The following is a 13,333-nucleotide window of genomic DNA, read 5'->3' as shown; positions in this document are numbered from 1 at the left end:
ATTTTAAACTTTGTTTATCCAATAGACAAAGTATAACATATGTGATAGGATAACGGTGATAGCGATTACTTTACAAATATGAGGAGGACATTTTATCATGGCCTATTTTGAACAAGTTGGAAAAATTGCTTATGAAGGCAACGGATCGACTAACCCTTTTGCATTTAAAAATTATAACCCAGAAGAAGTAATTGCAGGTAAAACAATGGAAGAACATTTCCGTTTCGGTATGGCTTATTGGCATACATTGACTGCTGGCGGTTCAGACCCATTTGGTGCTAACACTGCTGTTCGTCCTTGGGATAAATATACAGGTATGGATCTAGCGAAAGCTCGCGTTGAAGCTGGCTTTGAATTTATGGAAAAAATGAACTTACCGTTCTTCTGCTTCCATGATATTGATATTGCTCCTGAAGGTAACAACCTTCGTGAATTCCAAGCTAACATTGATGTTATCGTTGGATTGATTGAAGATCAAATGAAAGCAACAGGTAAGAAATTGTTGTGGAACACAGCGAACATGTTCACTAACCCACGCTTCATGCATGGTGCAGCATCAACAAACAATGCTGATGTATATGCTCACGCTGCAGCACAAATCAAGAAGGGTCTTGAAGTTGGTAAACGTCTTGGCGCTGAGAACTATGTGTTCTGGGGCGGTCGTGAAGGTTACGAAACTCTTCTTAATACAGATCTACAATTGGAACAAGACAACTTAGGTCGCATGTTCCACATGGCTGTAGATTATGCTAAGGAAATTGGCTTCGATGCGCAATTCTTGATCGAGCCTAAACCAAAAGAACCTACTAAACATCAATATGACTATGATGCAGCTACTTCTATTGCATTCTTGCAAAAATACGGTTTGGACAAACACTTCAAACTTAACCTTGAAGCTAACCATGCTACACTAGCTGGACATACATTTGATCATGAGATTCGTGTAGCTCGAATTAACGGTATGCTTGGTTCATTGGATGCTAACCAAGGAGATATGCTTCTTGGATGGGATACGGATGAATTCCCTACAGATATCTACGATGCAACACTTACAATGTATGAAGTTCTTAAGAATGGCGGAATTGGCCGTGGTGGCGTAAACTTTGATGCTAAAGTACGTCGTGCTTCCTTCGAGCCTGAAGATTTGTTCTTGGCACACATTGCAGGAATGGATACTTATGCTAAAGGTTTGAGAGTTGCTGCTAAATTGATCGAAGATCGCGTATTTGATAGCTTCATCGAAACTCGTTATAGCAGTTTCAGCGAAGGTATCGGAGCAGATGTTGTGAATGGTAAAGCTACATTATCATCACTTGCTGACTACGCCCTTAACAATGAGAATCCACGTAAGAACATCTCAGGTCGTCAAGAGCAACTTAAAGCAACATTGAATCAATACATCTATGCATAAATAGTATTCTATTTATAAAGGTTTAAGGGCCGCCGCTCCTTTCCCACGGGAAGGCGGCGGTCTTCTTTTTTTTATTATTTTTAACTAGGAGGATTATGATGAGTTACGTTATTGGGGTGGACTTAGGTACTAGTGCAGTAAAGACGGTGCTAGTAGACAAAGAAGGTCGCGTAGTGTTCGAAGCAACGGAAGCGTATCCACTGCTTCAACCGAAACCAGGGTATAGTGAACAGGATCCTGAAGAATGGGTAGAGAAAACGTTGATTGCTTTACACAAAATGATGAAAGATTCCGGTGTTAAGCCTTCGGAAGTCGAAGGACTAAGCTTCTCCGGACAAATGCATGGGTTAGTGTTAGTGGATCAAGCCGGGAAAGTACTTCGCAATGCGATCCTATGGAATGATACACGTACGACGCCACAGTGTCGTAAGATTGAGAAGACGTTAGGTGCAGATCTTCTACAAATCGCACGTAATCGTGCGTTAGAAGGATTCACATTACCTAAAATCCTATGGGTACAAGAGAATGAACCTGAACTGCTTAAGCAAGCAGCATTATTCTTACTGCCTAAGGATTATGTGCGTTATCGTTTAACTGGCGATTATGCCATGGATTATTCAGATGCAGCAGGAACACTACTACTTGATGTAGCGGGTAAGAATTGGAGTGAAAAGATTGCGAGCGCATTCGACTTGCCAGTATCTCTATGTCCAAAATTAGTTGAATCTTTCGACGAAGTGGGAACATTACTTCCTGATATCGCAGCGAAATCTGGCTTACTTCCTTCTACGAAGGTATTTGCAGGTGGTGCAGATAATGCCTGCGGCGCGATCGGTGCGGGTATTCTAAGTGAAGGACAAACAATGTGCAGTATTGGTACTTCAGGTGTTATTCTTTCTTATGAAGAACGTAAGAATCTAGACTTCGAAGGAAAAGTGCATTTCTTCAATCATGGTGAGAAGGATGCTTTCTACATTATGGGTGTTACGCTAGCAGGAGGATACAGTCTACAGTGGTTCAAAGAAAAGTTCGCTGCAGACCTCTCGTTCGATCAAATGCTTGAAGGAATCGATCAGATTCCTGTAGGTAGCGGTGGTCTACTCTTTACGCCATATATTGTTGGTGAACGTACTCCGCATCCAGATGCTAACATTCGTGGTAGCTTTATTGGAATCGATGCAGGACATGGTCGTGCGCATTTCGCTCGTTCTGTTATGGAAGGTATTACGTTCTCGCTGAAGGAATCGATTGAAATCCTACGGGAATCAGGTAAGACGATATCTGAGGTCATCTCCATTGGTGGAGGAACGAAGAATGAGAATTGGTTGCAGATGCAAGCGGATATCTTCAATGCCACGATTCTGAAGTTGGAAAGTGAGCAGGGACCTGCAATGGGAGCAGCAATGCTTGCAGCATACGGAAGTGGATGGTTCCCATCCCTACAAGCATGTGCATCACATTTCTTACGTACAGCTAAATCGTATGAACCGAATCCAGAAGCGGTAGCAGTATATGAGAAATTGTTCAGTCTATACCAGGAAGTATACGGACAAACACGTGATTTGAATGATAAACTTGTTGCTTTCCGTTAATAAATTTAAATAGTCATGCTAAATGATCCGTTGTTCTCTTCATATAGGAGAGAGTAACGGATTTTTTTGTAATGAGATAAGGAAGAGGCTTAGAGGTATTTTTATATATTCTAAGCATATATTTGGTTATTGAGGGTTAGGGATTCTGTTACTGTTGGGTAGTCGAATGGTTAGCACCGCACGCACATTGCACTTATACAATAAGGATGTGATACAATATTTGTGGGAATTAGCTAGAGAAGGGCAGGGTAATCATGAGAAAAAACCGCTATCAATTTGTAAAAGTACTGTTGATCGGAACTTTAATGGCGGTTGCAGTTCCACCTACTGTGGATTTTGAGCATGCTTTTGCTGCTTCAAAGGCTACTGTGGTTGTGAAATCCGTGAGTGACATCCAACAAGTATTACTGTCAGCTATGAATAGTCATCAAGTGAATGTAACGTTTGTATATAAGGGCAAGACTAAATCGCTCAAAACACAATTAAAACAAGCTTTGGACCAAGCAATGGAGAGCGATCCATATATCAATTATACGATTGCAAGTTATGGATATTCTTATAAAGGTAGCCCGAGTGCAGCGGATGTAACAGTTAAACTTAGTTATCGCGAGAGTGCCCAACAAACGGCATATGTAGAGAAACGTGTAAAGACTGTGCTGAATGAAATTATCACTCCGGGAATGAATGATCACGAGAAGGTCAAAGCGATCCATGACTGGATCGTCATTCATCTGCAATATGACACAACGCTACAGAAATATACGGCATATGAAGGTCTCAGTACGGGAAGTGCTGTATGTCAGGGATACTCCCTGTTGACTTACAAGATGCTGAAGGAAGCAGGAATACAGAATAAAATTGTAGAGGGTACTGCTACACCTGCGGGAAGTCGAGTAAGTCAACTTCATGCATGGAACTTAGTTCTTATATCAGGTGCGTGGTATCACTTGGATACTACATGGGACGATCCGGTTCCTGATCAGAAAAATGGAGTAGGCATAGAATATTATTTAAGAAATGATAAACAGATGCGTAAAGATCATACATGGACCAAGCCGTATCCAGCAGCGGTGACGTTATATCGCAACACATTATCTACACTTGTTCAGCAAGGTGGAAGCAAGACAAGCTTTTATAAGAAGTTAGTGAAGGATCTTCAGTATCAACTGTATGATAAAGGTGAAATTGTAGCATCTTCTACTCAATTAAAAGCAAAAGTTAAGGAAACCATTGCACAAGGTAATCGATCAATTATATTCAGGTTCCATGGCGATGAAGCCACGTTGATGGAGGCTCTTCAATATTTATATACGTTAAATATCAAGGGAATCTCATATAATCATAGTCCTTTTGAAGAGACGGGAGATTTGAAAGTGTTTGTTACTTGGAAGTAGTTGAAAGCTATCTGGACACGAATAGAGAAGGGCAGGATGCTGCCCTTCTCTATTTTTTTATATTATATATATATATATTGAGATGTTTATTTATGTTTGTGAATCCAAGTGGCGATATCTTCAATAATAATCGGAGCGACGTTAGAAGGTTGAGCATACTCCTCGCCAGTAGAAATTCCACTATATTCATTTAGAAGGTGTGTCACGTTAGGATATGATTTGTATTCCACATCCTGCCTGTGCTTCAACTCGCTCTTCCAAGCATTAAATTCAGCGATAGGTACTTGCCAGTCATTCACTCCTTGTAGTACAAGCATGGGACCCGTTTGCTTCTTGGCAAGGTCGGTTGGCTTGTAATCTCTTTGTTCGAACCACCAATAAGCCGGTTGAATTGGAAATGCCTCTGGAAGATGGTCAACTGAATATTGAGGGTCTTTCACGATGGCCGTAATGGCTGACCACTGTGCAGCTTGCGCTTCATAAGGTGCAGGATCTTGACCTAATTCCTTGATTCGATGAATCACTTCTTTCAGTTGTTCCTCTAGTACATCAACAAATTTGGAACTTGGTCCGGATAAAAGAATAGTGCCAGCGATATCGCCATCTATATCAGCTGCGACAATGAGTGGCATAGCGTATCCACCTTGGCTATGACCCGCGACATAAATGTGAGAAGAGGATATTTTAGGATTTGAATGCAATAGTTCTACAGCTGAGATAGCATCATCAACAGTCTCATTCTTCAATGTGAACTTCGAATTGGTGGCTACTTTAAAGGTATGTTCATATGTCACCTTATCGTATCGAAGAACAGCAATGCCCTTTGCGGCGAGGCCGACGGCAAGATCATGTAGAGGCTTAGCACCACCTATAGAGGAATCACGATCGTTGGGTCCAGAGCCGTGTACTAATACAACTGCCGGGAATGGTCCTTCACCAACTGGCATAGTGAGGGTACCAGGTAGCGCAAGTGTACCCTTTCCCACGACGACTTCTTGTTCGGTGTAAGTTGCCGGATTGTCATAGGATGGCTTCTGATAAGTTGAAGCCGACGTTACGGCTATATTCATATCGTCGATCTGTCCTTCTTGATTCAGGCGTAATGTAATATTGAAGGGAATTGTGTTTGTCTTGATGCTATAAGTCACATTTCGATGAATGGCATTCGTTTTCTCTGTCTTAATAGGTTCTCCGCCAACAGATTTGCCATAGACTTGTTCGTAATTGCCCCATAGAACATCTAGAATCTGAGAAGGTAAGACTTGTTTCAATGCAGGGCTCATATATTCGTATGCTTTGGCTCCATTTCCGACTTGTAACTGATCCAAGAACAGATCTGCGGTATCCATCGATACTGATTCATGGGGAGTGGATTCTGTTCCGGCAAAGATGAGATTCATGAATTCCACGGGTATCATGGCTTGGTTCGAAACTATTTGGACGGGCTCAGCTAAGGCGACAGATTTCCCATTTACGGTAGCCTGTGAATCACCTATAGCAAGAACCAACGTTGTAGTTCCCTTCGTGATGGTTACCTTGTGGGATACTTGATCCCATTTCACCATGGCGCCAAGGGATTTTGCTGTCTCACGAACAGGTGCGGTTGTATCAATTGGTTCGGACATAGCTGAGGCGACTGTCATAGGTATAGCGAGACTTAAGGCGATAGAAGCAGCTGTTACGGTTCGTACGACTTTGAATTTCTTCATAATCATTCTCCTTTGTATAAATTTCAAGCTAAACCTAGCTAACGAAAAGAGAGACAATGATGCTAACAGCTGGAATAGCGAGCAAGAACACCCAAGCCATGGGTCTAGCAAAATTGACAGTCCAACCAATCCCCATCCGTTTCTCAATCCAGATGGATGGATCTTGAGGGTTGAAATAAATGCCACCGAGTTTCCAGTGAGAATCATCATTGATGGGTGCTGTATGTGAACTTGTTGGTGTTCTACCGATACGGCTACCGCCCTGACCCGTGGTGAATGCAAAAACCATGGTTCCTATAATAATGATAGCTATTAGGATGGTACTGACAAGCCCGACCATTTCTGTATTTAACTCGAATAGCATGTTCAACTGGATGAATGAAAATAACAGTACTATAAGCAGTCCTATAATCAGCATTAACAATGATGATCTGCGACGGAATAGTGTGTTCTGCTTAATCGACTTCTCTGGATTACTAGAGCTGATCTGTTGTTTGCTCTTAAGAATTGCCCAGTTCAAGAACATGAATAAGCATGTCATCACAAATTGCATTAAGTTAAGGCCGAGTACGCTTGAGTAGGATTTAGCTACACTATTTGTCACATGACCTTGAAAATCGAACTTCATAGCTATGGTGTCAGGGAATTGATCATAGTATTTTAACGCTAGAAATGCACTAACAATGGTTATTATGAAATGAATGATGAACCACTTGTTTGAGAAGATTAGTTTATTGCGTCTAAATCCTGTATCCACAGCGAGGATGGAGGATCTAGGTGATGGGGTAATCGGGTGTTCGGATTTGTATTTCTTCATCTTTAAGTAAAACAAATAATTAATAATTAGGGAACTAACGACAATGATTCCGACGCAGATTCCGATGATATCCTCTTGATGCACAGCATCACTTATGGCTGAGGTGATGATACATAATAAGAGTACCACCGTATAGATGAGAGAATTCATCCAGACATACTTTTTACGTAACGATCGTAGGGGCTCACTATAGTACATCTCTTCGCTGACAGATACACCAAAGCTAACGGTGTCACGAGTGAGATATGGCGTACAAATGAGCAGTAGCGAGACGGGCACAAACATAAGTATCAGAATAAGGGTAGAGAGCCAATCCATTAGTCATTCTCCTTTATGTTCAGAATTTCATCGTGAATATGTTCGGTAATGTGGAGGAGTTGTTCCTTTGTCATTCCGCGACATATGGCTTCGGCAATGATGGGTTTTAATTGGTCATGTTGTTTGAATTCATACTCGGGAGTCACCCCAGGCATGCCATCGGGTTGCACAACGACACCTTTTTGCCGATGGATTTGAATGAATCCTTCCTGTTTCAGTAACGTATATGCCTTGTTAACCGTATGCAGGTTGACTCCAATATCGGATGCTAGACCACGAACAGAAGGGAGGGCCTCACCCAGTTGAAGATCGCCGCTAGCAATTCCCTCGATAATTTGATTTATCAGTTGCGTATAGATTGGAACATCGGATTGCATATCAAGTTGAATAATCAATAAGTTCCTCTCCTTGTTTGATATTTATATCTGTTATACAACAAATATAACAGATGGAACATAGTTTGTGAATAGTGAAATTATGAATTAGGCAAAAGAGCGCCACTGGATATGTCCAGTGGCGCTCTTTATAAGTAAGTTCTATGTAGTTGATGAGTTAAAATTATTTGGTTTTCCCCATTTTCTCGATAAGAATATCTTGAAAGGTTTTTTTGGAGGAGTCGTCAGAGCTATCCTTCTTCGAAGGACTTGTGATTTGTGGACGATGATATTGAGAGTGGTACGGGATAATGTAATTAATGTTCAGCATAAGACGATACCTCCTATGTGTTCATGATTAAGCGTGATTCACGCTATATCCTTTTATACCCGACCCAGACATGGATTAAACAACTATTTATTATTTTAAATAAAGTTAGAAAAAAGCCCCATGCAGAAAGAATATCTTCATGGGACTTCTGAATATTTTATAAATGACGTATTATTTCATGCTTTACCCGTTCTTAATCATTTGGCGGAGTACCGTTTGTAGAATACCACCATTATGATAATAATCAACATCAACCATACTGTCTAAACGTGCTGTAACGGTGAAGTCAAATTGTGTACCGTCTTCACGAGTTGCAGTGACCGTAAGTTCTTGACCTGGTTTAATGTCATTGTTAACACCGACGATATCAAATGTTTCACGACCATTAAGTCCGAGACTAGTCCAGCCAGTACCATCTTGGAATTGTAAAGGCAGAACGCCCATACCAACAAGGTTACTACGGTGGATACGTTCATAGCTCTCTGCAATGACTGCTTTGACACCGAGAAGAGTAGTCCCTTTTGCAGCCCAGTCACGCGAGCTACCTGTTCCATACTCTTTACCTGCAATGACGATCAGATTCTGTTTATGGTCTTGATAATCCATAGAAGCATCATAAATGGACATCACTTCGTCAGTTAATAGGTTCGTAGTTACGCCGCCTTCCGTTCCTGGAGCGACTTGGTTACGAATACGAATGTTGGCGAAGGTTCCACGCATCATAACTTCGTGGTTACCACGTCGGGAGCCGTAGGAGTTGAAATCTTTGCGTTCCACGCCGTGTTCTTTCAAATAAAGACCTGCAGGGCTAGAAGGTGAAATGCTACCCGCTGGTGAAATATGGTCTGTTGTGACCGAATCACTGAGAAGGGCTAATACACGAGCAGAACGAATATCTTCAATATCGGTTAGATCCGTTCCAAGATTCTCGAAGAATGGTGGGTTCTGAATGTAAGTGGATTTATCATCCCATTCATAGAGTTCACCTTCGGGTACAGGAATGGCATTCCAACGTTCATTCGCTGTAAATACATTCTCGTACTTCTGACGGAACATTTCTGGTGTAAGGGACATGCCAATAGCTTCTTTAATCTCTGCAGAAGTTGGCCAGATATCTTTCAGATAGACAGGTTGATTATTCTGATCATAACCCAACGGATCATTGTTCAGGTCAATATTAACCGTTCCTGCAAGAGCATAGGCTACAACTAATGGTGGGGAAGCAAGATAGTTAGCCTTAACCTGAGCATGAACACGACCCTCAAAGTTACGGTTACCTGATAATACGGCAGCCACCGTCAGATCGTTATCTGCAATCGCTTGGCTTACTTCATCAGGTAGTGGACCTGAGTTACCAATACATGTTGCACATCCATATCCCGCAAGGTAGAACCCAAGAGCCTCAAGTGATTCTAGTAGTCCTGCTTTCTTCAGATATTCGGTTACGACAAGGGAACCTGGTGTTAGACTGCTCTTCACATAACCTGGTTTTTTTAATCCGCGTTCTACTGCCTTCTTCGCAAGAAGCCCAGCCCCTAGCATTACACTTGGGTTGGAAGTGTTCGTACAGCTAGTAATAGCAGCAATAACGACAGCACCTGTTCCAAGTTCACTAACTGAACCGTCGGAATGTTGAATCTTTATAGTCTCCTCAATTTTGCTATCACTAAGACCATAACCACCTTTATCAACAGGTGTCCGCATGATGTCATTGAAGGCATCCTTCATATGAGTCAATTCAATACGATCCTGAGGACGTTTCGGACCAGCTAAGCTAGGTACGATAGAAGCCAAATCGAGTTCAATCACATCTGTAAATTCAGGATCGACAGTATCTACCGTGCGGAACATATGTTGTGCCTTGTAGTAAGCTTCTACTAGCGCAACCTGTTCATCAGAACGTCCTGTATTACGTAGGTATGTCAACGTCTCATCATCTACTGGGAAGTAACCAATAGTAGCGCCATATTCAGGAGCCATATTAGCCACAGTAGCACGATCAGCTAGGCTAATGTTTGCTAAGCCTGGGCCGTAGAACTCGACGAATTTACCAACAACACCCTTTTTACGCAAAATTTGAGTTACGGTTAGAGCTAAGTCTGTCGCGGTTGCGCCTTCTGTTAGGCTACCTGTGAGCTTGAATCCAACAACATCAGGCATGATGAAGTAAAGCGGTTGTCCAAGCATTCCAGCTTCTGCTTCAATTCCACCTACGCCCCAACCAACAACACCAAGTCCGTTAATCATGGTAGTGTGGGAATCCGTTCCTACTAAGGAGTCAGGATAAACAACAGTCTCTCCATCAATCGTCTTCGTTGCTGCAACAGAGGCGAGGTACTCAAGATTGACTTGGTGTACGATTCCGGTTGCAGGAGGAACAGCACGGAAGTTATTGAATGCTGTTTGAGCCCAACGTAAGAAGCGATAGCGTTCTTCATTCCGTTCAAATTCAACTTCCATATTATACTCAAGCGCATCCGCTGTGCCGAATGCATCAACCATTACAGAGTGGTCTATGACAAGATCGACAGGCACTAGGGGGTTAATCTTCTTAGGATCACCACCGGCCTTTTTCACGGTATCACGCATTGCGGCTAGATCAACAACTACGGGTACACCAGTGAAGTCTTGCAGTACGATCCGTGCTGGAATAAACGGAATTTCTTTGTTCTCGTCACGACCCTTATTCCAGTCGGCTAGTTGTTTAATGTGTTCTTCTGTTATTGCCCGTCCATCGAACTGACGAACAGCAGCCTCTAAAAGTACTTTAATGGAGTAAGGTAGTGTTGAAATACTTCCAATACCTTGATCTTCTAAAGATTGTAGGCTGTAGTAACGATAGTTCTTACCACCAACTTCTAGATTACGAGCGGTAGAGAATTGATCTTTTCCTGACATACACAATTTCCTCCTTATTGTTGAGAATACTGCCATTGTTTCACTAGATGAAACATAATTTCATAATTTAATGTTTAATTTAAGTATACCGTTTACATTGAAGGTAGTAAAGAAGTTTTTGACTTTATTTGAGTCCTAATTTGGAGCACACGACCACGTTCATAACGTATTTGGCAAGCATGTATCCGGAGATGAATTCAGCCTTAGGAAGATTCATCATGACCCTATTCCATGAGAATAAATGGATAGTGCAAGGATTACGCTCATATATTGAAATATATAGGTGTATACCATTTGCAGAAGGGGAGAAATGTTCTTATGGAGCAGGAATGGAAGCAAGTCCTTTTTACTTACGTCAACCAATATAATCAATGTCAGATCGATGATCACGGAGAGACAAGGAATCAAATTGTAACGGATCTTCACTTTTTAATGGAGAGATCGGAACGCACAAGAAGGCTTAATGAATGGTATGTGTCACGAGATGCTCAGCCGTTACGGAGCGAGACAAGGGCCACGCTACTACGAACGATTCAAGAAACACCACAAGAAGTGGTTGTAGATATCCAATTGCATTCCTCACTCTTTTATACTAAGGGTGGAATGACTCATCGGGAAGACACGATTCAACGTCAACGGCTTACCTTTATTCGAGATGGTGAGGAATGGGTAATTGTGTCCGTGGAACAGCTGACTGTAGAACGGCATCCCACCCTACAACATGCTGTGCCATCTAATAGTACAGAAGATATGTATGGCGGAGGAACAGGTCCCTATCTAAATGCTCATGTATTGGGTGGTGGAGCGGGACGGCGTTCGACGAAGTATCGTCGAGAAGAGGCTGTAGCTTATGCAAATCAATGGTGGGACACGGAGAATCCAGAATTCACAGCTTTTGCTGTCAATTGCACGAACTATATCTCGCAATGTCTCTTTGCAGGGGGGGCTCCAATCCACTATACTGGTAACAGAGCTACAGGATGGTGGTACAAAGGATTTATTAATGGTAAGGAATGGTGGAGTTATAGTTGGGCGGTGTCCAATAGCCTAGAACAGATGCTTAGAACTAGTACGTGGGGTTTGAGAGCGGAAGTCGTTGACCGGCCCGAGCAACTGATGCTAGGTGATGTGATTGTTTACGATTGGGATGGTAATGGCAACTACGAGCATAGTACCATTGTGACAGCCTATGATGCGGGTGGAATGCCGTTAGTCAATGCTAATACGGTAAGTAGTCGGCATCGTTATTGGGATTATAAAGATTCCTACGCATGGCAGGAGAATACAAAGTATCAGTTTTTGCACATCTCTGATGTGTTTTAGGGATCAAAAGAATTAAATTATATATGAAAGAAAGAGGTTAGGCATGAGTAAATCTACAGTAGGTCTTGTATACGGCGGTAAATCGGGAGAACATGAAGTTTCATTACAAACAGCATTCGCGGTCATGAATGCCTTTGATTACAATAAATATGAAATTGTTCCATTGTATATTACGAAGCAAGGTGATTGGCGGAAAGGGGAAGTACGACGGTCTCCTTTTGAACGGATTGAAGATCTTAAACTTGAGAATCATTCAGAAGGAACACAAGCAGCGTTAAGTGTACTGTTCAGTCGGTTATACGCTGGTGATGAATCTTCTACAACATTGGATCTGATGTTCCCACTACTTCATGGTACGTTTGGTGAAGATGGTACGATTCAGGGATTATTTGAAATGGCTAACATGCCTTATGTTGGTGCTGGAGTATTGGCTTCAGCTGCAGGGATGGATAAAGTCGTTATGAAGAAGTTATTTGCGGAAGCAGGGTTGCCACAATGTGGTTATCGTTATTTTACACGTAGTCAATGGAAGCGCGATAGCTATAACCTGATCTTAGGTGTAGAGGATCATTTAGGTTATCCATGTTTTGTTAAACCAGCTAATCTAGGATCTAGCGTAGGAATTTCGAAGGCGAAAGACCGTGAAGAGCTTACAGCTGCCGTGGAATATGCCTTCCGTTATGATATTAAGGTTATTGTTGAAGAATTTGTCGATGCTAGAGAAGTGGAAGTTAGCGTACTTGGGAATGATGAACCTATGGCCTCCGTTCCTGGTGAGATCGTATCCACTAGTGAGTATTATGACTATGCTGCAAAATATACAGATGGTCAGTCACAAATGTTGATTCCTGCACCATTAGATTCAGAAATGGCCGATCGCATTCGTGAAGCTGCTATTATTGCATTCCAAGCGATTGAAGGCAGTGGAATTAGCCGTGCAGATTTCTTCGTACGTAAATCAGATCAAGCTATATTCATTAACGAATTAAATACAATGCCTGGATTTACTCCTTACAGTATGTATCCACTATTGTGGCGCGAGACAGGCTTAAGTTATGCTGCGTTGCTAGATCGTATGATTGAATTGGCATTAGAACGTTACGCCAGCAAGCAGGAGTTGGATTACAATAACGATCTGTAGTCCAATCTTCTTATCTTGAGTTGAA

10 protein-coding genes are annotated in these 13,333 nt (G+C 42.0%); 5 read left to right on the top strand and 5 right to left on the bottom strand.

Annotated elements, in window-relative coordinates:
• The first annotated feature begins 97 nt into the window (after nucleotides 1-97).
• From xylA to AC1D69_RS21020, 3 genes are all read left to right on the top strand, one after another.
• Nucleotides 98-1,411: a xylose isomerase gene (gene xylA, locus AC1D69_RS21030; protein ID WP_495458096.1), complete on the top strand. Its 1,314-nt coding sequence runs from the start codon at nucleotides 98-100 to the stop codon at nucleotides 1,409-1,411.
• 98 nt (nucleotides 1,412-1,509) lie between these two features.
• Nucleotides 1,510-3,003: a xylulokinase gene (xylB, locus tag AC1D69_RS21025; RefSeq protein WP_495458095.1), complete on the top strand. Its 1,494-nt coding sequence runs from the start codon at nucleotides 1,510-1,512 to the stop codon at nucleotides 3,001-3,003.
• Between the two features lie 254 nt (nucleotides 3,004-3,257).
• Nucleotides 3,258-4,397, top strand: a complete 1,140-nt coding sequence (locus tag AC1D69_RS21020) for a transglutaminase domain-containing protein (RefSeq protein WP_495458094.1) — start codon at nucleotides 3,258-3,260, stop codon at nucleotides 4,395-4,397.
• Between the two features lie 86 nt (nucleotides 4,398-4,483).
• Here the strand turns inward: AC1D69_RS21020 and AC1D69_RS21015 are convergent, their stop codons facing one another.
• The 5 genes from AC1D69_RS21015 to acnA all read right to left on the bottom strand — a co-directional run bounded on the left by AC1D69_RS21015 (nucleotide 4,484) and on the right by acnA (nucleotide 10,844).
• The gene (locus tag AC1D69_RS21015) at nucleotides 4,484-6,106 is read right to left on the bottom strand and encodes an alpha/beta hydrolase family protein (protein ID WP_495458093.1); all 1,623 of its coding nucleotides are present in this window, start codon (nucleotides 6,104-6,106) and stop codon (nucleotides 4,484-4,486) included.
• A gap of 34 nt (nucleotides 6,107-6,140) precedes the next feature.
• Nucleotides 6,141-7,241, bottom strand: a complete 1,101-nt coding sequence (locus AC1D69_RS21010; RefSeq protein WP_495458092.1) for a DUF1648 domain-containing protein — start codon at nucleotides 7,239-7,241, stop codon at nucleotides 6,141-6,143.
• Nucleotides 7,241-7,636 carry a GntR family transcriptional regulator gene (locus AC1D69_RS21005; RefSeq protein ID WP_495458091.1) on the bottom strand — a complete coding sequence of 132 codons (396 nt, stop codon included), beginning with the start codon at nucleotides 7,634-7,636 and terminating at the stop codon, nucleotides 7,241-7,243. The genes AC1D69_RS21010 and AC1D69_RS21005 overlap by 1 nt, the downstream gene beginning before the upstream one ends.
• A 163-nt stretch (nucleotides 7,637-7,799) precedes the next feature.
• On the bottom strand, nucleotides 7,800-7,946 hold the full coding sequence (locus AC1D69_RS21000) for a hypothetical protein (RefSeq protein ID WP_495458090.1): 147 nt from the start codon (nucleotides 7,944-7,946) through the stop codon (nucleotides 7,800-7,802).
• 183 nt (nucleotides 7,947-8,129) lie between these two features.
• Nucleotides 8,130-10,844 (bottom strand): aconitate hydratase AcnA, encoded by a 2,715-nt coding sequence (gene acnA / locus AC1D69_RS20995; RefSeq protein WP_495458089.1) that lies wholly within the window; start codon nucleotides 10,842-10,844, stop codon nucleotides 8,130-8,132.
• A 318-nt stretch (nucleotides 10,845-11,162) separates the two neighbouring features.
• On the opposite strand from acnA, the gene AC1D69_RS20990 reads away from it, so the two are divergent.
• Together AC1D69_RS20990 and AC1D69_RS20985 are read left to right on the top strand one after the other, a co-directional pair.
• Nucleotides 11,163-12,167, top strand: a complete 1,005-nt coding sequence (locus tag AC1D69_RS20990) for an amidase domain-containing protein (protein ID WP_495458088.1) — start codon at nucleotides 11,163-11,165, stop codon at nucleotides 12,165-12,167.
• A 43-nt stretch (nucleotides 12,168-12,210) separates the two neighbouring features.
• On the top strand, nucleotides 12,211-13,308 hold the full coding sequence (locus tag AC1D69_RS20985) for a D-alanine--D-alanine ligase (RefSeq protein ID WP_495458087.1): 1,098 nt from the start codon (nucleotides 12,211-12,213) through the stop codon (nucleotides 13,306-13,308).
• The last annotated feature ends 25 nt before the right edge of the window (nucleotides 13,309-13,333 follow it).

Source organism: Paenibacillus sp. Y301 (assembly GCF_059445505.1).
Note: the sequence above shows the minus strand (reverse complement) of the source record. Positions and strands in the feature narration are given on the sequence as shown.